Here is a 20,919-nt window from a genome sequence, read left to right as displayed (position 1 = left end):
CGTGCCACCTTTTACTTTTGTTTTGAGCGATACATGACGAAGTCACCTGAGAAGACAACTTCCTCACCAACATAGCTGTTTACTTCAACTACGGTTCTTCCTTTTTCTTTATCATGTGAGGCTACTTTGGCTTTAGAGACGACTCTTTCGCCTTGTTTCACCTGCCTTGTAAACCTGATATTCGCTTTTGCTGTCAAAGCCAGTTCATCGTCAATGACGGCAACTGCCAGCGAATTTGCCTGGGCGAAGAGATGATGTCCCCTGGCAATTTGGTTTCGGCTGAATACATGCTCTTTTCTCACTTCTAAAATGGAAATGGCTTGGTCATCAAGTTCTACATCAATCATTTCTCCAATCACTTCATCCAGTGGAAGTGACTTTACTTCATCCTCTAATGTCTTTTCGGCCACATGCTTAATTCTTTCGCGTAATTCAGGGATCGACAGCTCTAAACGATCAAGACGAACCGTTTGTATGCTGACACCGAATTTACTTGCCAATTCTTCATCAGTAATGAATGGAGTCGAGCTGATCGTTTGCTGGAGAAGCTTTTGACGTTCTTTTTTATTTAGTTTCATATGCAGACACCATCCGTACATTTATGACTAGGTACTAATAGTAGTATATAATCTCATAGATGATAAATCAATCCTTGTTTCAAAAAGACAAGAAAATTCCTCCAGCGTTTGATCAGCTTAATTTATCTCCTCCCAGCACACCGCTGTCTATCAGCGTTTGCCGAAGTTCTTTGTATTCGGGATCAGTCCAAAAGGCGTCCGATTGGACAAGATCTGCTGCATCTTTTCTAGCTGTTTCCAGCGCTCTATAGTCGTGAACCATATCTGCTACCTTAAATTCTGGCATCCCGCTTTGTTTTTTACCGAAGAAATCGCCGGGTCCTCTTAGTTCTAAGTCCTTTTCAGACAGCTCAAAGCCATCGGTTGTTTCGGACATGATCCGCATCCGCTCTTTCCCCGTTTCTGACTTCGGATCAGCCATTAAAATACAAAATGATTGATGCTCTCCTCGTCCGACCCGGCCTCTTAGCTGATGAAGCTGAGACAGTCCGAAGCGGTCTGCATCATAAATGACCATGATGGTTGCATTCGGCACGTTGACCCCGACTTCAACAACTGTGGTTGAAACGAGAATTTGTACTTCATTTGCGGTAAAGGCTCTCATGACCTGATCCTTTTCATCACTCGCCAGCTTCCCATGCATTAAGCCGATCGACCACTTGCCGCGGTATGCTTCAGTGAGCATGCTATGGACATCAAGCGCATTTTGGACATCAAGCTTGTCTGATTCTTCAATGAGCGGACAAATGATATATGCCTGTCTTCCTTTTCTCAGCTCTTTATCCACAAAAGCAAGAATTCTCTCAAGCATGTCATGCTTCACCCAATACGTTTCGATTTGTTTTCTGCCAGCTGGCAATTCATCAATGACGGATACGTCCATTTCTCCAAAGACAGTGATCGCAAGTGTTCGCGGAATAGGTGTGGCCGTCATAAACAAGACATCTGGGTCCTGTCCTTTACTTCGCAGTTTTTTCCGCTGCTCTACGCCAAACCGGTGCTGTTCATCTGTAATGACAAGACCGAGCTGCTGAAATTCGACTTCGTCTTGAATGAGTGCGTGCGTGCCGACTAATATGTCAATCTCGCCTTCTTTTAAACGTTCAAGCAATTCTCTGCGTCTCTTTCCTTTCACAGAGCTTGTCAAAAGGGCGATATTCAGCCCCCATTTTTCAAACAGCTGGTAAAGTGAATCGGCATGCTGCTCTGCCAAAATTTCTGTTGGGACCATTAATGCACCTTGAAAACCTGATAAATGAGCGGCATAAAGCGCAATGGCTGCAACAGCTGTTTTCCCTGAACCTACATCTCCTTGAAGCAGCCGGTTCATTCGATATGGAGACGCCATGTCCGACATGATTTCATCAAGTACTCTTGATTGTGCCTTCGTCAGCGGAAATGGCAGGCTGTTAACAAACTCAAAAACAGCCTCTTTGGAAAACGGATGCTGGATGCCTGATGTCCTCTCTCGTTCTTTTTTTCTAATCGCCTGCATCTTCAGCTGAAAAATGAGAAATTCCTCGTACACAAAACGGCGTCTTGCTTGCTTGAGCGAGTCTCTTGTTTCTGGAAGATGAATGGCTTTTAATGCTTCCTGATAGGACATGAGTTTATAGGCAGAAACAAGCTGCTTTGGCAATGGATCTTCAGCTTTGTCTGCATAAAGTGACAAGGCCTGCTTTACAAAGCGTCTCATCATTTTCACGGTCACATTTTCTTTTACTGAATAAACGGGCTCTATACTGCCATCTTGCTCGTGCGTCCCTTTTTTAAATTCCTGCACCATGATAGATTGACGGTTTTTATCCCATTTTCCTGTAACGGAAACTGTATCACCTAACACAAGGCTTCGTTTTAAATATGGGCGATTGAAACAAATCGCTGTAATGAGAAAACGCCCGACAAGCAGCCTGAATGTCAGCCTGCTTCGTTTTTTTCCATAATAGGTGAGAACGGGCTCACTATGTACTTTTCCTTCAACTGTGACACGTTCGTCATGTTTGACTTCTTCTAAGTTACGAAGCTCATAGTCGTCATATCGATAAGGAAAGTAGCCGAGTAAATCGGCTACTGTGTAGATTCCAAGTTCATTGAGTGTTTTTTCGGTTTCCTCTCCAATCCCCTTCAGGACAGAGACATTATCTTGCAGTTTCTGTATCACGAGATGAGGTCACACCTCCGAAAATCTTCTTTTCAAGCTCTCTTGCTGTCGGTGTCGCTGCGAGACCGCCTTGGGCTGTTTCGCGAAGAGCCGTTGGCATCGTTTGACCGATTTTGTACATCGCATCAATGACTTCATCACATGGAATGCGGCTTGTGATGCCGGCAAGAGCCATGTCTGCTGCAATCATGGCGTTAGATGCACCCATTGCATTTCGTTTCACGCACGGTACCTCGACAAGTCCCGCTACAGGATCACAAACAAGTCCAAGCATATTTTTCAGTGTAATCGCCATCGCTTCTGCAGATTGCTGCGGTGTCCCGCCTGCCATCTCGACAATAGCTGCTGCCGCCATCCCTGATGCAGAACCTACCTCTGCCTGACAGCCGCCTGCTGCACCGGAAATGCTGGCGTTATTCGCCACAACAAAACCAAATGCGCCAGAAGTAAATAGGAATCTGACCATTTGTTCCTTTGTTGGCTTTAATGTTTCTTTTACTGCAAATAACGTACCTGGTACAACACCTGCTGAGCCTGCTGTAGGCGTGGCACAAATGGTTCCCATTGCAGCATTGACTTCATTTGTTGCAACTGCTTTACTGACAGCATCTAATATCGTATGACCAGACAGTGTTTTGCCTGATGCGATATAGGCTTGAAGTTTGACTGCATCTCCGCCTGTTAAGCCTGATAATGATTTCACACCCTTCAGCCCGTTTTCAACGGCCTGCTCCATCACTTCTAGGTTGCGGTACATCTGGGAGAAAATTTCCTCACGTGACTTCCCTGTCACTTCCATTTCTTGCACAATCATAATTTCTGAAATGGAGGTATTCCGTTCTTCTGTTAGCTGCACGAGTTCTTTGACGTTTTTAAACATCATTCATAACCTCCTTGTTGTTACTCTGCAATTTGTGTGACTTGAATAATGTTTGGCAGCGTTTCTAGCTCTGATAGGACAGCTGGGTCAATATTTTGATCTACTTCAATCGTCATCAGTGCCTCTTGCCCGACATCTTTACGCGCCACTTCCATATGACCGATGTTGATGGCGAATTTCGCTAAGACATTGGCAACTGCCGCAATCGTCCCGTAGCGATCGTTATGAACCACAAGAATGGCAGGATGATTCCCTGAGAGCCTGAGCTCAAAGCCATTTAATTCTGTGATTTCAATTTTACCTCCGCCGATGGAAATCCCGATTAGTTCAAGGCTTCCGTTCGCATCTGAAATCTCTACTTTTGCTGTATTCGGATGCGCCGGCACCGCCTCTTCTTCTTTAAATTCAATGTCAATCTCTTTGCTTTTTGCAATATCAATCGCTGTTTTGATTCGTTCATCAAATGTATCAAAGTCAAGAACACCGCCGATAATGGCGACATCTGTACCGTGTCCTTTATACGTATCTTTAAAAGAACCATAAAATGAAACGACAATTCGTTTCGGTTCTCTTCCAAATAAGCTGCGGGCTACTCTCCCTATACGAGCCGCACCCGCTGTGTGCGAACTTGATGGCCCAATCATGACGGGTCCAATAATATCAAACACACTTCTAAATTTCATAGGTCTTCCCCTCTCATCACCACTCGCGTATGGTTTGGTTCTTTCTTTAGACTAATGGATTCATTCGTTTCCCGCAACTCATTTCACCGTTGAATGGCTAGTAAAAAATTGCAAAAGAAGAAGAAGGGCTTTATTTGCCCTTCTTTCGTTATTCAACCGCCAAAATATATGAATAAAGCGGCTGTTTTCCATCGTGAACTTCAACTTCTACATCTTCAAATGTTTCTTCAATAAAGGCTTGTAACGCATCCAGCTCATCAGATGATGCATCTTCCCCTTTAATGATGGTGACAATCTCATCATCTTCTGTCACCATTTTGGTTAGAAGTTCTTTTGCTGCATCTAATTGATTTTTCGCTGTTAACGTGATTTTCCCGTTGAACAGACCCATATAGTCACCTTTCGCAATGTCGATTCCATCAATTTGAGTATCTCTTACTGCAAAGGTAATTTGCCCGCTTTTCACATGGTCAATCGCTTCTAGCATCGCTCTTTCATTGTCTTCATTTGAAGCTGCTTCATTGAGAGAAAGAAGTGCCGACATTCCTTGAGGAACGGTCTTCGTCGGAATGACAACGACCTCACGACTTGAGACAGTTGCCGCCTGTTTAGCTGCCATGACAATATTAGAATTATTAGGTAAGATAAAGACGGTTTCGGCATGTACGCTTTCTATTGCTGTGACAATGTCTTCTGTGCTCGGATTCATCGTCTGTCCGCCTTCAATGACGACGGAAGCTCCGATGCTTTTGAACAAGTCAGCAATTCCTTCTCCCATTGCGACACTGACGACGCCAAAGCGCTGTTTTTCAGCAGCAGGTGCTTTTGGTGCAGCAGGCACATGTTCTCTTTCTTCGTTCACGATTGAGCTATGCTGCTCTCTCATGTTTTCAATTTTCATATTAATCAAGCTGCCGTAGCGCTGTGCATATGATAAAACATCTCCTGGCTGCTCGGCATGAATATGAACTTTCGCCAGTGTATCGTCAGACACCACAAGAAGTGAATCTCCGAATTCACTTAAGTCTTCTCTGAAGGCATTCTCATCAAAGGACTGTTTGTCTTCTTCAAATTTCACCATAAATTCAGTACAGTAGCCAAATTCGATATCTTCTGTGTTCATATGACTTTGTGCACTTTTATGATGCTCTGCACTAACGAGTTCTTTTAGCGTAGGTAAAGAAGCCGATTTAGGAGGAAGCTCTTCTCCTCTTAATGAAGCAAGGAAACCTTCATATACGCATAGAAGTCCTTTACCTCCACTATCAACAACACCCACTTCTTTTAAGACAGGAAGCAGATCTGGCGTTCGATCAAGTGATGCTCTTGCTTCCTCAATCGTTAACTCTAGAACGCGGTCAATTTGATCCTCTGCTGCCGAAACAGCAACCGCTTTCTTTGCTGCATCCTTTGCAACTGTTAAGATCGTTCCTTCAATCGGTTTCATCACGGCTTTATATGCTGTATCAACACCCGCCTGTAAGGCAAGAGCAAATTCTTTTGCATCAATTGTTTCTTTTTGTTCAATATGTTTACTGAAACCTCTAAAGAGCTGTGACAGGATCACGCCAGAGTTTCCTCTTGCGCCCATCAATAACCCTTTTGACAGGGCCACGCCGACCTTCCCAATATGATCGGTGTTTGTTTCTTCAACTGCTTTTGCCCCTGAAGTCATCGACAAATTCATATTTGTCCCCGTGTCTCCGTCTGGCACTGGAAAAACATTTAACGCATCCACAATTTGTGCGTTTTGAGAAAGATGGTGAGCACCTGCAAGAATCATTTTTGCAAATGAGCGGCCATCAAGATTTCTAATAGACAATATATTTCCTCCTTACTACGGGTTCGTAACTTTTACTCCTTGTACATAAATGTTGACCGAGTCAACAGAAAGTCCAATTGTGTGATGAATCGTGTATTTGACTTTCGTTTGAACATTATGTGCGACTTCTGATATTTTTGTACCGTAGCTGACGATGATGTACATATCAATATGAATGCGGTCTTCTTTCTGACGCACAAGAACACCCCGGCTGAAGTTCTCTTTGCGGAGAATATCCGTCAAGCCGTCCTTAATTTGATTTTTGGACGCCATGCCAACAATACCATAGCAATCGATCGCAGCGCCTCCTGCCACCATTGCAATGACTTCATTTGATATATCAATTTGTCCGTATTTCGTTCTAAGTTCAATGGACACATTGGTTCCCCCTTTTTGAGAAATTGCCCTGAGTTATCACTATTTTACTATAAGACCCTTCTTTTTAAAAGAAATCATTCAATCCGACCCAATCCTACTTATACTATAGCCTTGATTTTTTATCAAGATGTCAAGGTATTTTTCTTGAAAGAGGAGTAAACAATCCTTGCAAACCCCTTGAAGCTGTGGTAAATTATTAAAGTATCTTGAGGCATCTCTAAGTACGTATATGAAGAATATGATGATGTTTTCGCAGTTAGGAGGGAAACAAATGGCACGTAAATGCGTTATTACAGGCAGAAAAACAAAAGCTGGGAACAACCGTTCTCACGCAATGAACTCTACAAAACGTACATGGGGCGCGAACCTTCAAAAAGTTCGTATTCTAGTGGACGGTAAGCCTAAAAGAGTATATGTATCAGCTCGAGCTTTGAAATCTGGTAAAGTTGAGCGTGTATAAGCAAGAAGAGTAAACGCCTGCTACAATAAACTGTAGCAGGCGTTTTTATGTGGAAATAAAGGAGATTACTCATTAATCTTTTTTAAATGAACCAAGCATCGCACGGACAATGCCGCCAAGAAATCTAGGCAGTTTGATTGTATAAAATTTCATTTTGTCCCCCTCCTAAAAGTACCGCTTGCAGCACAATTGAGCTTAATCAGCCATCCACATTGATAGGTTGGTCAATCTTTGCTTCTTACCATTATTAATATGCCTTCATGAAAAGAAAAAGTACCATTTGAGTGGATGAGTTCGTTACTAATACATAGTGTGGAACCAGGCTCAATATGACAATTTTTCAGAGGATATTTGAAACCTTTTAATGTCAGCTTTTCAACCGATGTACCAAAGGGCAGAAACGACACATATTTTTTATCAGGGTCTTCTTTTATTTCGTATGTACCAGGTCCAAACATTTGAATGATATTTTGCTTATCTACAAGAGTGATGTTCTGCTTGTGCTGAATGCCTTGATATAGAAGGTGAATATTTCCTAGAAAGTGATCAGCCCTTCCTCCTGTAATGCCGTAAATGTGAATATGCGCAGGGTGCTGGCGCATGGCCCAGTTCAGCGCAAGCTCTAAATCGGTTTCATCTTTTTCAGCCTGAAATACATTCAAGGCAGGCAACTTCTTTTTCAGCTCGCAAAGCTCTTCTTCTGTCACACTGTCAAAATCACCAAAAGCCTTGGCAGGCATGATGCCGTGCTCTAGTAAAAAGAGCGTCCCCCGGTCTACACCGACCCAGAGAATATCGTCCTGTGATGCTTCATGTTCAAGGGGCGGGATGTAATCAAAAGGACCGCCGGCTACGATATGTATGTGCATGATATACGCTCCTCTCCATGTAAAAAGAACCAAAGATCAGAGTGACTTTGGTTCCTTTTTTTACGCTTCTCGAATGGCCTGAATGGCTGCTGCACGGTTGTCTTTACCGTATACCGCTGAGCCGGCCACAAGTAAGTTAGCGCCCGCCTCTTTACAGCTCTTTGCAGTCTCTACATTGACACCGCCGTCTATTTCTATGAGTAAGTCTGATAAGCCCTTTTGTTCGCTAAGGGTCTTCATTTCTTTTACCTTCGTGAGGACAGATGGAATAAACGCCTGTCCGCCAAAACCGGGATTTACCGTCATGAATAAGACAAGGTCTACGTCCTCTAATACATGCTCAATCTGAGAAACAGGTGTGTGCGGGTTCAAGACGACACCTGCTTTTACGCCTTGTTCTTTTATGTGCTGTATCGTGCGGTGCAAGTGCGGACAAGCTTCTACATGGACAGAAATAATGTCAGCACCTGCTTTTGCGAATGCAGGAATATACCGGTCTGGCTGCTCAATCATTAAGTGAACATCGAGCGGCAGCTTTGTATGCGGTCTGATCGCTTCCACAACATTCGGACCAAATGTAATATTCGGTACAAAATGGCCGTCCATCACGTCGATATGAATGTAATCCGCTCCGCCTTGTTCCACATCACGGATATCTTTCTCCAAATTGGCGAAATCTGCTGATAAAATGGAAGGGGCAATATAAACCATGAGTTAGTACCTCGGCTTTCTGTCTTTGATTTCAGTTAAAAACTCTAAATAATGCTGATAGCGATACGCTCTGATTTGCTCTTGTTCGACCGCGCCTTTTACCGCACAGCCAGGCTCTTTCACGTGCAGACAGCCTCTAAACTTACAATCTGCACTCCGCTCTTTGATTTCTAAAAAGTAAAGGCCTAAATCTTCCGCTTCGATGCCGGTAAATTCGAGCGAGCTAAAGCCAGGTGTATCTGCAATGAGCCCTTCTGCTGTACGAATGAGTTCGACATGTCTTGTCGTATGCTTCCCCCTTCCAAGATGAGAGGAAATATCATTGGTTTTCAGCGCCAAATCAGGACTCATCGCATTTAAAAGAGAGGACTTACCTACACCAGACTGACCAGCAAATACAGTGATTTTATTGTGAAAATGCGGGGTCAGCTTTTCAATTCCGTCTCCCTCGATCGTGGATGTTACATGAACATCATATCCAATTTGCCGATAGTCCTCTGCATAGCCTTGAATACTTTCACGCTCTTCATCTGTTTTCAATAAGTCCACTTTTGTGATACAGATAATCGGCTTAATATCATTTGCTTCCACCAGCACTAGAAATCTGTCTAAAAGCGATGTGCTAAAGGTCGGTTCTGTCGCAGAGAAAACGAGCACCGCTTGATCGACGTTACTAATAGGCGGACGAACAAGTTCGTTTGTCCGCTCTTTTACTTCTAATAAGTAGCCTTCTTTATCGTTGTCCGCTTGATATACAACATAATCTCCAACAAGAGGTGTGATTTTGTTTTTCCGAAAAATGCCTCTCGCTCTGCACTGAATCACTTTTCCACTTTCTAGAGACTCATCGAGCACATAATAAAATCCGCTTAATGCTTTAATAATTTTGCCCTCAGGCATAAAGTCCCTCCTTTATTCATCGTCAGGGTATTCGATCGTTTTAGAGCTTACGACCTTATCATCAACTGTCACTTGATAGTATCCTTTTTGACCTGGTTCAATCTTAAATTTAATGGTCCGTTCAGTTGGTGCAGTGATGTTAAAGGTTTCATATGAATCAGAAATGCTATGCTCAGCATCGTCAATGGAAATCTGAACGGTCATCTCTTGCCCTTCAGTGACTGGTTCATACGGGATGGCAATCTTCTCAGTCACCGTTTTAGCCGGTTTTTTCTTCGGTCCAAGTGAGAAGGTGATTTTAACCGTATCCCCTGGTTTCACAGCAGTACCAGCTCCTGGTTCCTGCTTCATCACCTCACCTTTTGGCACATCATCAGAATACGCTTCTTTTTCATCAAGCTTTAATCCGTTATCCTCTAAATAATTCGATGCAGCCTGTTTACTATATGTCGTTAAATCCCGCAAAGTAATATCGGCAGGACCTATGCTGACCGTCAACGTCACTTCTTCATCTGCTGCCACAAGCTCAGTACTCGCTGAAGGTTTCTGTTCCATGACAATCCCAGATTCGGTGTCATTATCATTTACTTCCTCCACAACAACTTGCTTAAACCCTTTTTTCTCTAATAATTCTTTTGCTTTATCAACCTTTTCACCTGTTACATCAGGTAATTCGGTCTTTTCTTTGCCAGTACTTTGGTAAAGCTGAATCTCGGTTCCTTCTTTTACCTTTGTGCCGATTTTCGGGTCTGTTTTGACGACAAGCCCTTTTTCAATTTTTTCATCAGCAATCTCAATTGGTTCAGAGGCGACGGTAAAACCGGCTTTCTTCAAGGTGTCCTCTGCTTTTTCAATCGTCATGCCAGATACATCAGAGACCTCAACATCTTTTGGAAAGAGCAGTCCGGGAAACACAGTGATAGCTAAAATGGTCGCAGCAGTTAGAATAAACAGGATGGATGCCACAACCCAAGGCCATTTTTTTCGTTTCTTTTTCGGCTTTTGTTTCTCTTTTTTCTTCGGTTTTTTCACCGGATGGACAGCTGTTTTTTCATTGTCTTGATCGACTTGATGATCTTGAATGATTGGGATCGCTTTCGTTGCTTCATGATCCTCTTCAATGACAAAGCGTTTTTCTTTTAGTCTTGAAGGGTCGAAAGCAGTTTGCAGATCTTTTTGCATTTCAGATGCATCTTCATATCGATAAAATGGATCTTTGGCCATTGCCTTTAAAATGATGTTTTCCACGCTTTGTGGAACAGAAGGATTCCACCTTCTTACAGATGGCGGCTCTGATTGCAAATGCTTCAGCGCAACACTGACAGCTGATTCCCCTTCAAATGGCATGCGTCCAGAAATGAGTTCATAGAGCACAATTCCAAGTGAATAGATGTCTGACTTTTTCGTCGCAAGACCTCCGCGGGCTTGCTCTGGAGACAAATAGTGCACGGATCCTAGAACCGAATTTGTGTGGGTGATGGTCGCTGAGCTGAGTGCAATGGCAATCCCAAAATCAGTGACTTTAATATTCCCCATGTTGTCTATTAATATATTGTGAGGCTTAATGTCCCGGTGGACGAGCTGCTTTGCATGGGCTTCTTCCATTGCCGCAACGACTTGCTCCATAATGCGAACGGCTTCTTTCGGATGAAGCGGGCCATTGGCATGTATGTATTCTTTCAGCGTCATCCCCTCGACATATTCCATGACAATATAATAAATGTCATCTTCTTCCCCTACATCGTAGATGCTGACAATATTTGAATGATCTAAACTTGCGGCTGACTGCGCCTCGCGCCGGAAACGTCTAATAAAATCATCATCGCTTGCAAAGTCAAAGCGCAAAATTTTAATCGCGACTTCGCGATCTAAAATCATATCCTCCGCCAAATAAACGTTTGCCATTCCGCCTCCGCCTATGACGCGAAGAATCTGATAACGGCCGCTGATCCGTTTTCCGATCAACACTTGCTGTCACCCTCCTCTGGCTGGGAGGAGATTTCTAACAATACTGCTGTAATGTTATCTTCACCGCCGTTGTCATTCGCTGTTTGGATTAATGCTGTTACTTTTTCATCTGGTGCGGTCGTTTGCGTTAAAATATGAATCAAATTCTCTTCTTCTACTTTATTGGATAAACCATCTGAGCAAAGCAGGATTTGATCTCCTGGGTCTACTTCAAAAGTATGTGCATCAATTTGAACGTGCTTATCTGTTCCTAATGCTTTCGTGAGCACATTTTTTCTTGGATGATATTCTGCATCCTCTTTAGAAATTTCACCTGTTTTCACAAGCTCATTTACAAGTGAATGGTCATCCGTTAGCTGGGTCAGTGCTCCTTCTCTCAGCAAGTAGCAGCGGCTGTCGCCAATATGGGCAATTGTGACCGTTTGCAAATGAACGAGCGCACAAACAATGGTTGTCCCCATTCCTTGGCACTCCTCATTGTTTTTCGCATGTTCATATACTTGATCATTAATGTCACTAATTTTTGAGATTAACCAGCTTTCTTGCTCTGCTGGTTTTGCTGGAATTGAAGATGTTTCTTCCCAGTATTCTTTTAAAGAAGAGACGGCCATCCTGCTGGCGACATCACCAGCAAGATGACCTCCCATTCCATCTGCTACAACAGCTAGAAGGGTGTCTTCTTTTGCTTCAAAAATACCTGCATCATCTTCATTATGCTGACGGACTTTTCCTGTATCGGTTTGAAAGGCTGCCCTTATCAACATTCGTCACCTCGTCTCTTCCTGACGCTCCTTCGCTCTTAGCTGACCGCAAGCAGCATCAATATCATGGCCTTGCTCTCGTCTAATCGTTACGTTTACGCCGCGTTCTTTCAACGTTTTTTCAAATAGGAAGATTTGTTCTCTCGGTGTTCTTACATAATCCCTTTCCGGTACATAGTTCACCGGAATGAGGTTCACGTGGCACTTGATTCCTTTTAATAAGTCTGCAAGCTCTTCTGCATGATGAACTTGATCATTTACTCCGCCAAACAGGCCGTATTCAAAGCTGACACGTCTACCCGTTTTTTGAATATAGTATTCGATGGCTTCCATTAATTTTGGCAGCTTATATGCCTTATTGATCGGCATCAGACGGCTTCTGATCTCTGTGTTCGGTGCATGCAGGGAGACAGCAAAATTGATTTGCATTTGCTCATCAGCGAATTGATAGATCTTTGGAATGATTCCGCTTGTCGACACTGTAATATGACGCGCACCAATATTTAAGCCGTTGTCATGGTTGATGATTTTAAGGAAAGCAAGCATTTCGTCAAAGTTATCAAACGGTTCGCCAATTCCCATGATGACAACCGAGCTGACTCTCTCATCTGTTTCGTCAAGTGCCTGCTGCACTTTCAATACTTGAGCAACGATTTCTCCTGCTTCAAGATTTCGTTTTAACCCGCCAAGTGTAGATGCACAGAATGTACAGCCAATTCGGCAGCCAACCTGAGTTGTGACACAGACAGAGTTGCCGTATTCGTGGCGCATCAGCACTGTTTCAATCGTATAGCCATCATGTAATTCAAATAAAAACTTGATCGTTCCGTCTTGAGACGTTTGTTTGATCACGGTTTTTAATGTGGTGATCGCAAATTGATTTTTTAATTTTTCTCTTAAATCCTTTGAAAGGTTAGACATATCGTCAAAGGATGTCACACGTTTCTCATAAAGCCACTCGAAAATTTGGGCTGCGCGGAAAGGCTTTTCGCCTTGTTCTTTTAACCATTCTTTCATTTCGTGAAGCTCAAATGAGTAGATCGACGGCATTTCTGTCTTCAGTTCTTTTCTTACTTTTTGTTCTGTCATTTTTTATCCCTTCTTTCTCATGCTGCAAATAAAGAAACCATCTGTTCCGAAATAATGAGGAAGAATTTGTACACTTCCGTTTTGAACAAACGGAGCAACCTGCTCAGGCAGCCGTTCATTAAGAGATAGATCGGGTTCGAAGTCTTGGTGTTCTTGTAAAAACGCATGAATCACTTGTTGATTTTCTGTTGGGTCCATTGTACACGTACTGTATACAAGGGTTCCGCCCGGTTTTAAAAGCGGGGCCGCTTCCTTTAAAATGGCCTGCTGGATAGCTGCAAGCCTTGCTGAGTCTTCTTTAGACTTTGTATATTTCATATCTGGTTTTCGTCTAATGACGCCAAAACCGGAACACGGTGCATCAATGAGAATACGGTCAAACGAAGCTTCGCTGTAATAGTCTGCCGCTTTCCTTGCATCAAGTGCTTTTGCCTCAATGTGAGTAAGGTTCAGACGTTTTGCTGCTTGTTTGATGAGTTTCACTTTATGTTCATGTAAATCAAGTGAAACAATTTTGCCCTCATCATTCATACGTTCTGCAATATGTGTTGATTTTCCGCCAGGAGCCGCACAGGCGTCAAGCACCGTTTCTCCCGGCTGAGGGTCGAGCGCTCTTGCGACAAGCATCGAGCTTTCATCTTGTATCGTCACATAGCCTTCTTGAAAAGAAGGGGTTGAGACGATGGACCCTTTCATGAGCTTAAGTGCATCTTCAGATAAGTCGCCAAGCTCCGTTTCAATACCTGCATCCATTAGTTTTTGCTGCAGTGCCGTGCGGTCAATTTTCATTCGATTGACACGAAGGGTTTGCTTTGGCGGGACTAAATGAATGCGGCACATGCTTTCTGCCGCTTCAAACCCGTACGCCTGAACCCACTCCTGCACAAGCCATAATGGGTGGCTTGTCTCAATGGACAGCCGCTTTACGGGATCTTTGATCGCATCAAATGACGGAACGCCTTCTCTTTGCACGGAACGAAGAACACCGTTCACAAGTGAAGAAATCCCTTTGTGCCCGCGTTTTTTCGTCAGCTCGACAGCTTCATGAATCGCTGCACGATCTGGAATTTTTTCAAGGTACACCATTTGATAAAGGGACATCCGCAAAAGCTGCATCACCCATGGAGCGACCTTTTGCGGTTTTTTCACAAAGGGCGTCAGCATATAATCTAATGCCAGCTTATTTTGCAGTGTACCATATACAAGCTCTGTTAACAGCGGTTTGTCCTGATCAGCTAAGTCTTTATCTTTCATGACTGACTGCAACAGCAAATTACTGTAAGCCTGGTTTTGTTCGAGTTTGATTAAAGCGTCCAGCGCTACTTCTCTCACATTACTTTTCTTCATTCATTAACCCTAATTTCTGTCCAATTTCGATATTTGCGCCTCTTAAGAAGTCTTCGCCGCTCATTTTTTTCTTACCAGCTGGCTGCACACCTGTTAATAAAAGGCCTTGCTCATTCCCAGTTCCAATGACCGGACCTTCTTTTTGAAGCTCAATCACTTTCCCGGGTTCTTCTTGCGCTTGAAGCGGAACCTTTTTCGCTTCCCATACTTTTAGATGAGCGCCGTTCCATTCAGTATAGGCAACTGGCCAAGGATTTAGCCCGCGAACTTGGTTGTAAAGCTCTTCGCCGGTTTTTGTCCAGTCTAATCTTTCTTGCTCCCGCTTAATATTTGGTGCATATGTGGCCGCTTCTTCATTTTGCGGAATCGGAGAAATAGACCCGCTCAGAACATTTGGCACCGTATCTTTTAGCAGCGCGGCACCTGCAACACTTAATTTGTCATGCAATGTTCCGACATTGTCTAATTCATCGATTTCTACTTCTACTTTACTGATCATGTCACCTGCATCAAGTCTTTCCACCATGTACATGATGGTAACGCCTGTTTTCTTTTTGCCTTGAAGGATCGCATAATGGATCGGCGCGCCGCCTCTTAGTTCTGGCAGCAGCGAGGCATGAACATTGATACAGCCAAACTTAGGTTCATCGAGTAATCGTTTTGGTAAAATTTGTCCAAATGCCGCTGTGACGATTAAATCCGGCTGTAATGCAAGCACCTTATCAATTTCTTCATCAAGGCGCACCTTTTCAGGCTGCAACACAGGAATGCCGTGCTTTAAGGCTTCCACTTTCACAGGAGGCGGTGTGAGCACTCGTTTTCTTCCTTTTGGGCGGTCTGGCTGCGTGACAACCCCTACCACTTCGTATCCTTCTGTTATCAGTGTTTGCAGCACAGGTACTGAGAAATCAGGGGTTCCCATAAATACGATACGTGCCATTTTCTTCACCCTTCCATTTCCGCAAGTTCTTTTTCTGTATAGGTTTCAATGATTTTTGACGTAAATAAAATGCCGTCTAAATGATCAATTTCGTGCAATAAAGCTCTTGCTAAAAATCCGTCTGCTTCTATTGTAAATGGTTTGCCTTTCTTATCAAAGGCTTTTACCTTCACATAGTTCGGTCTCTCTACAGTGCCGTATAAAGATGGAAAGCTCAGGCAGCCTTCAATATCTGTCTGGCTTCCTTCTACTTCAAGCACCTCGGGGTTCACTAAGTCAATTCTGCCAGATTCTTCTCCGATATCTACAACAGCGATTCTTTTTGAAACACCGATTTGTGGTGCTGCTAGTCCAACTCCATCCAGCTCAAGCATTGTATCATACATATCATCCAGCAGTTTTTTAAGCTTTTTATCGAACGTCTCGACGCGCTCTGTCATTTGTTCAAGCACTTCTGCCGGATGTATGACTATTGGTTTTACTGCCACTTACAGCCCTCCGTTTTACATCATCATATATGGATTCATATCTATTGAAATCATCAATTGTTTTTGTTCCATTTCCTTTTGATAATGGTCTTGTATTTTCCGTAGTAAACTTGCCAGTTCATTTTCCCTTTTGTATTTTATCACGCATTGATACCGATATCTATCTTTGATCTTAGCGATTGGCGATGCGGCCGGACCAAGAATTCGAGTATTCGGTGCACAGTTCATTTTTAGGAACTGGACAATTTGATCAGTGACATGTGCTGCCTTCGTCACTTCTTCGTGTGACACTGTCACCATCGCCAAAAAGTAATAAGGCGGATAGGACTGGTGGCGGCGATGCAGCATCTCCTGTTCATAAAAGGCTTCATAGTCATGCTGCTTCGTTAATTCAATACTATAGTGAGAAGGCGTATACGATTGAATAATAACCGAGCCCGCTTTTTCATGGCGCCCTGCTCTGCCGCTGACCTGTGTGAGAAGCTGAAATGTTTTTTCACTTGAACGAAAATCAGGGATGTGAAGGGATGTATCCGCACTGAGAACACCAACAAGTGTGACATCTGGGAAATCCAGCCCCTTTGCAATCATCTGCGTCCCGAGCAAAATGTCCGCTTCTTTATTGCCAAAAGACGTAAGAAGCTTTTCGTGAGCACCTTTACGAGACGTTGTATCCACATCCATTCGGATCACACGCGCCTCAGGCAATACCTTTGTCAGTTCTTCTTCTACTCGCTGCGTGCCAGTTCCAAAATAGCGAATATGCTCACTGTGGCATTCTGGACATTCAGAAGGTACTGGAGCTTCGTGACCACAATAATGGCACTTCAGCCGTTTTTGATAGCGGTGATAGGTGAGAGAAATTTCGCAATGAGGACATTGCTCCACATATCCGCAATCACGGCACATCACAAAGGATGAATAGCCTCTTTTGTTCAGAAATAAAACGGCTTGTTCTTTTCTTTCAAGCACTTCCTTTAACCTGATCATTAACTCTTCTGAGAACATGGAGCGGTTGCCATTTCTTAGTTCTTCTCTCATATCAATTAACGAAACGTGCGGCATCTGCTGCTGGTTGACGCGGTGCTTGAGCGGCAGCAATGTATAGACGCCTTTTTTTGCACGTGCATAGGTTTCAAGTGAAGGTGTTGCACTGCCTAATACGACTGGACATTGATGCCGCACTGCTCGTTCAATGGCGACATCCTTGGCATGGTAACGAGGCATTTCTTCTTGTTTATAAGAGGATTCATGCTCTTCATCTATAATAATCATGCCTAAATTTTCAAATGGAGCGAAAACAGCAGATCTTGCGCCAACGACAAGCTTGACTTCCTTGCGATGAATCTTCCGCCATTCATCATATTTTTCTCCTGTCGATAAGCCGCTGTGAAGAACGGCTACATTTGAGCCAAATCGTTCTTTAAATCGCTGCACCATTTGAGGGGTTAACGAGATTTCAGGAACTAAAACGATCGCTTCTTTGCCTTTTTGAAGAACATGATCAATTGTCTGCAAGTAAATCTCCGTTTTGCCGCTTCCTGTCACTCCGTGCAGCAAAAAGGTTTCGTGCTGATCCTCACTGACTGCTTGATGAATATGTTTTGCCGCCTCTCTTTGCTCAGGCGTGAGATCAAGTGATGCAGATGGTGTAAATTCCCGGTCACGATAAGGATCCCGGTAGACCTCTTCATAGCTTTCTGTTAACAGCCCTTCTTGAATAAAGGTTTTAAGCGTTTGAGAACTCGCGCCTGTTTGCTGCTGCAAGTCTTTCGCTAAAAAGGCTGTCTCTCCCGCTTGAAGCAAATAGGAGATCAGTGCCTTTTGTTTCACCGCATTTTTCTTTAGCTGCTGCTGCTTTTCTTCAAGTTTTTCTTTCGATACAGCCAGATGGAGCATGCGGACCTTTTTCTTTCCAGATTTTTGCGAGACATGGTATCTCACCTCTAGATGACCTTTTTGGACATGCTTTTGAATCTGTTTTAATTGTTCAGACGGGATGTCAGCATAAAGAATGCTCTCTCGCTGACCGAAAAGCTCTTTCAATGACTGCGGAAGTTCTTCCTCTGATAGCACCTGTATTTCTTTTTCATACTTTGCCTTCATGGCTGCGGGCAGCATCGATTGAAGTGCCGTAATATGATAGGACAATGTTTTTTCCGTCAGCCAGTGAGAAAGCTCCAGTAGCTCATCTGTCAGAACAGGTGATAAATCAAATAAATCGACTATCTCTTTAATGCTTCCTGTCTTGATGTCTGTTTCCTCTTTGACTTTTGTCACAAACCCTTGAATCTTCCGCGGGCCAAAGGGAACGACCACCCTCATTCCCGCTTTGACGAGATCTTTGAATCGATCTGGTACACGGTAATCAAATGGCCGGTCAATGGCTTTCGTTGTGACATCTACGATGACTTCAGCAATCATGCGCGATCACGCTCTTTTGGAAGCAGCATTATTGCCTCCTTTAAAATTTCAAAAGCGAGGTCTTTTTTGCTCATCATCGGCAGCTCTTTTTTCGTTCCATCTGCTTTGATGATCGCTGCCACATTGGTATCTGTGCCAAAGCCTGCACCTTCTTTAGTGACGTTATTGGCCACAATCATATCTAGATGCTTGGATTCAATTTTCTTTTTCGCATAATATTCTACATCCTGCGTTTCAGCTGCAAATCCGACCAGCACTTGATGCTCTTTTCTTTTCCCCAGCTCTTTTAAAATATCTTTTGTCCGGGTGAATTCAATGTCCAGTGCGCCGTCCTGTTTTTTCATTTTATGAGTATATGTCGTGACAGGGGTGTAATCGGCGACAGCTGCTGATTTAATGACAAGATCAGCTTCTCCGTATACATCTAGCGCAGCTTGATACATCTCTTCAGCTGATTCAACGTGCACTACATGCACATGGTCAGGTTCAGTTAAAGAAACAGGCCCAGAAATCAGCGTAACATCTGCACCCATTTGCTGAGCAGCCTCTGCAATCGCATAGCCCATTTTTCCACTAGAACGGTTTGTAAAGAACCGGACAGGATCGATCACTTCACGTGTAGGACCTGCTGTAACCAAAACTTTTTTACCTGAGAGCGGTAAGCTTTTTGGCTCTTCAAAAAAGGCCCGGATGTGTTCCACAATTTTTTCAGGCTCTTCTAATCGCCCTTTTCCAATGTACCCGCAGGCTAAATAACCTTCACTCGGCTCAATAAACCGGTAGCCGTCTTCATATAATGTGCGAATGTTCCGTTTCACAGCCGGGTGATCATACATATGCACATTCATCGCTGGTGCGACCCATACAGGCGCTGTAGAAGCAAGCAAAGTCGTTGTGAGCATATCATCTGCAAGTCCAGCGGCCATTTTACCAATCGTATGTGCTGTTGCAGGGGCAACAAGAATGAGATCGGCCCAGTCAGCTACGTCAATATGTGCAATGACTTTTGGATTGTTTTCTTTGAATGTATCTACATATACCTCATGCCGAGACAGTGCTTGGAAGGTAAGCGGAGACACAAACTCACGAGCAGATTCCGTCATAATCACTCTTACATTTGCGCCTGCTTGTACGAGTTTACTAGTAAGTGCTGCTGCTTTATATACGGCGATTCCTCCGCTGACACCAAGCAATATATTTTTTGACTGTAACATTTGTTTGTCCCCCTTAACGGCCTTTTTCACAAATTCGTCTACAATTCAAAAAAGTCAAAACCAATCATAGTTTTGACTTTTTTGAACGTATCGTATCTGCATTGCAGAAGCGATGTGTTATTCTTGATCCTCTTTTTCAAATGTCAAAAGACCAGCGTCAATTTCTTCTAGTGCTTTGCCTACGAATTTGTAAGACTTTGTGTTTTCAATCTGCTGATCTTGATGGATCTGCATTTCACGTGCACGGCGTGCCGACACTGTTACAAGTGTATATTTTGAATCAAGTTTGTTCATCAATGAGTCAATTGAAGGATCTAACATGGTTTATTCTACCCCCAGCATTTTTTTATATCTTGGTGCGACTCTGTCTCTGCGCAGGTGTTCTGCAAGGACGATCGCTTTGATTCTTTCACAAGCAAGCTCGACATCATCGTTTTCAACGACATAGTCGTAAGCATCCATCATTTCAATTTCTTCTTTCGCAGCAGCCATTCGGTTTCGAATGAGCTCCTCAGATTCTGTACCGCGAGTAATGATACGGTTTTGAAGTTCTGAAAGACTAGGCGGTGCAAGGAAAATAAAAAGACCTTCCGGGAATGCTTCTCTTACTTGAAGTGCACCTTGCACTTCAATTTCAAGGAAAACATCTTTTCCTTCGCTTAATGTCTGTTCTACATAGTCAACAGGCGTGCCGTAGTAATTCCCGACGTACTCTGCCCATTCTAACAGCTTTTTGTTTTCAATCATATGTTCAAATTCTTCCCTGGTTTTAAAGAAATAATCGACACCATTTCTTTCACCTTCACGCGGTTTGCGTGTCGTCACAGAAATAGAGTATTCAAATTTCGTATCTTCCTGGGAGAAAATGGCTTGTCTGACCGTTCCTTTTCCAACTCCCGAAGGTCCAGAGAGAACGATTAAAAGTCCTCTTTCTTTCATAATGACGTATTACCCCTGCCCTTCATCTATGATTTCTTCTTTTACAGAAAGTCTTTGCGCGACAGTCTCAGGCTGAACGGCAGATAAGATGACATGGTCACTGTCCATAATGACAACAGCACGGGTTCTTCTTCCGTATGTAGCATCTATGAGCATGCCTCGATCTCTTGCGTCTTGTATCATTCGTTTAATCGGTGCTGATTCCGGACTGACGATCGAAATCATCCGATTCGCTGAAATGATGTTTCCAAATCCGATATTGATCAACTTTATGGTCATCTTCTTTCGTCCCCCTGTAATATAAACG

Annotated in this window: 22 protein-coding genes; 1 reads left to right on the top strand and 21 read right to left on the bottom strand. The window is 43.4% G+C overall.

Annotation, left to right across the window (positions count from 1 at the left end; genetic code table 11):
- Positions 1–11: 11 nt before the first annotated feature.
- The 6 genes from fapR to MHB41_RS07670 form a co-directional block, all read right to left on the bottom strand.
- A complete protein-coding gene (fapR, locus tag MHB41_RS07695) occupies positions 12–578 on the bottom strand; it encodes a transcription factor FapR (RefSeq protein ID WP_024424199.1) in 567 nt (188 codons plus the stop codon).
- A 112-nt stretch (positions 579–690) separates the two neighbouring features.
- A complete protein-coding gene (gene recG / locus MHB41_RS07690; protein ID WP_024426964.1) occupies positions 691–2,739 on the bottom strand; it encodes an ATP-dependent DNA helicase RecG in 2,049 nt (682 codons plus the stop codon).
- Complete coding sequence (gene sdaAA / locus MHB41_RS07685) at positions 2,717–3,619, bottom strand: L-serine ammonia-lyase, iron-sulfur-dependent, subunit alpha (protein ID WP_024424200.1); 903 nt, start codon at positions 3,617–3,619, stop codon at positions 2,717–2,719. The genes recG and sdaAA overlap by 23 nt, the downstream gene beginning before the upstream one ends.
- Positions 3,620–3,639: 20 nt before the next feature.
- Positions 3,640–4,302 (bottom strand): L-serine ammonia-lyase, iron-sulfur-dependent subunit beta, encoded by a 663-nt coding sequence (gene sdaAB / locus MHB41_RS07680; RefSeq protein ID WP_024424201.1) that lies wholly within the window; start codon positions 4,300–4,302, stop codon positions 3,640–3,642.
- Between the two features lie 148 nt (positions 4,303–4,450).
- Positions 4,451–6,124, bottom strand: a complete 1,674-nt coding sequence (locus MHB41_RS07675; protein WP_120207064.1) for a DAK2 domain-containing protein — start codon at positions 6,122–6,124, stop codon at positions 4,451–4,453.
- Positions 6,125–6,139: 15 nt separating this feature from the next.
- Positions 6,140–6,502 carry an Asp23/Gls24 family envelope stress response protein gene (locus tag MHB41_RS07670; protein ID WP_008344871.1) on the bottom strand — a complete coding sequence of 121 codons (363 nt, stop codon included), beginning with the start codon at positions 6,500–6,502 and terminating at the stop codon, positions 6,140–6,142.
- A gap of 271 nt (positions 6,503–6,773) precedes the next feature.
- Here MHB41_RS07670 and rpmB point away from each other — a divergent pair, with 271 nt between their 5' ends.
- Positions 6,774–6,962, top strand: coding sequence for a 50S ribosomal protein L28 (rpmB, locus tag MHB41_RS07665; RefSeq protein ID WP_003212514.1), 189 nt, complete (start codon positions 6,774–6,776; stop codon positions 6,960–6,962).
- A gap of 72 nt (positions 6,963–7,034) precedes the next feature.
- Here the strand turns inward: rpmB and spoVM are convergent, their stop codons facing one another.
- From spoVM to remA, 15 genes are all read right to left on the bottom strand, one after another.
- Positions 7,035–7,115, bottom strand: coding sequence for a stage V sporulation protein SpoVM (gene spoVM, locus MHB41_RS07660; protein WP_008354550.1), 81 nt, complete (start codon positions 7,113–7,115; stop codon positions 7,035–7,037).
- Positions 7,116–7,186: 71 nt separating this feature from the next.
- Complete coding sequence (locus tag MHB41_RS07655) at positions 7,187–7,831, bottom strand: thiamine diphosphokinase (protein WP_034281751.1); 645 nt, start codon at positions 7,829–7,831, stop codon at positions 7,187–7,189.
- 60 nt (positions 7,832–7,891) lie between these two features.
- Positions 7,892–8,542 carry a ribulose-phosphate 3-epimerase gene (rpe, locus tag MHB41_RS07650; RefSeq protein ID WP_120207066.1) on the bottom strand — a complete coding sequence of 217 codons (651 nt, stop codon included), beginning with the start codon at positions 8,540–8,542 and terminating at the stop codon, positions 7,892–7,894.
- A 3-nt stretch (positions 8,543–8,545) separates the two neighbouring features.
- Entirely contained in the window at positions 8,546–9,442 is an 897-nt protein-coding gene (gene rsgA / locus MHB41_RS07645; protein ID WP_120207068.1) for a ribosome small subunit-dependent GTPase A, read from the bottom strand.
- Between the two features lie 12 nt (positions 9,443–9,454).
- A complete protein-coding gene (gene pknB / locus MHB41_RS07640; RefSeq protein ID WP_081124366.1) occupies positions 9,455–11,410 on the bottom strand; it encodes a Stk1 family PASTA domain-containing Ser/Thr kinase in 1,956 nt (651 codons plus the stop codon).
- Positions 11,404–12,174 (bottom strand): Stp1/IreP family PP2C-type Ser/Thr phosphatase, encoded by a 771-nt coding sequence (locus MHB41_RS07635; protein ID WP_034281746.1) that lies wholly within the window; start codon positions 12,172–12,174, stop codon positions 11,404–11,406. Before MHB41_RS07635 ends, pknB begins: the two co-directional genes overlap by 7 nt.
- Before the next feature lie 3 nt (positions 12,175–12,177).
- A complete protein-coding gene (gene rlmN / locus MHB41_RS07630) occupies positions 12,178–13,260 on the bottom strand; it encodes a 23S rRNA (adenine(2503)-C(2))-methyltransferase RlmN (protein ID WP_024424208.1) in 1,083 nt (360 codons plus the stop codon).
- A gap of 3 nt (positions 13,261–13,263) precedes the next feature.
- On the bottom strand, positions 13,264–14,607 hold the full coding sequence (rsmB, locus tag MHB41_RS07625) for a 16S rRNA (cytosine(967)-C(5))-methyltransferase RsmB (RefSeq protein WP_120207070.1): 1,344 nt from the start codon (positions 14,605–14,607) through the stop codon (positions 13,264–13,266).
- Positions 14,594–15,547, bottom strand: a complete 954-nt coding sequence (gene fmt / locus MHB41_RS07620; RefSeq protein ID WP_034281743.1) for a methionyl-tRNA formyltransferase — start codon at positions 15,545–15,547, stop codon at positions 14,594–14,596. Before fmt ends, rsmB begins: the two co-directional genes overlap by 14 nt.
- A 5-nt stretch (positions 15,548–15,552) precedes the next feature.
- Positions 15,553–16,035, bottom strand: a complete 483-nt coding sequence (gene def, locus MHB41_RS07615) for a peptide deformylase (protein ID WP_217008588.1) — start codon at positions 16,033–16,035, stop codon at positions 15,553–15,555.
- Between the two features lie 15 nt (positions 16,036–16,050).
- Entirely contained in the window at positions 16,051–18,459 is a 2,409-nt protein-coding gene (priA, locus tag MHB41_RS07610; RefSeq protein ID WP_217008587.1) for a primosomal protein N', read from the bottom strand.
- Entirely contained in the window at positions 18,456–19,673 is a 1,218-nt protein-coding gene (coaBC, locus tag MHB41_RS07605; protein ID WP_217008586.1) for a bifunctional phosphopantothenoylcysteine decarboxylase/phosphopantothenate--cysteine ligase CoaBC, read from the bottom strand. The genes priA and coaBC overlap by 4 nt, the downstream gene beginning before the upstream one ends.
- A 117-nt stretch (positions 19,674–19,790) precedes the next feature.
- Positions 19,791–19,994, bottom strand: coding sequence for a DNA-directed RNA polymerase subunit omega (gene rpoZ / locus MHB41_RS07600; protein WP_003211647.1), 204 nt, complete (start codon positions 19,992–19,994; stop codon positions 19,791–19,793).
- 3 nt (positions 19,995–19,997) lie between these two features.
- Positions 19,998–20,612: a guanylate kinase gene (gmk, locus tag MHB41_RS07595; protein WP_024424214.1), complete on the bottom strand. Its 615-nt coding sequence runs from the start codon at positions 20,610–20,612 to the stop codon at positions 19,998–20,000.
- 9 nt (positions 20,613–20,621) lie between these two features.
- Positions 20,622–20,891, bottom strand: a complete 270-nt coding sequence (gene remA, locus MHB41_RS07590) for an extracellular matrix/biofilm regulator RemA (protein WP_008344898.1) — start codon at positions 20,889–20,891, stop codon at positions 20,622–20,624.
- Positions 20,892–20,919 lie beyond the last annotated feature (28 nt).

The organism is Bacillus sp. FSL H7-0578 (genome assembly GCF_038630855.1).
GTDB classification, from domain to species: Bacteria; Bacillota; Bacilli; order Bacillales; family Bacillaceae; genus Bacillus; species Bacillus safensis.
Note: the sequence above shows the minus strand (reverse complement) of the source record. Positions and strands in the feature narration are given on the sequence as shown.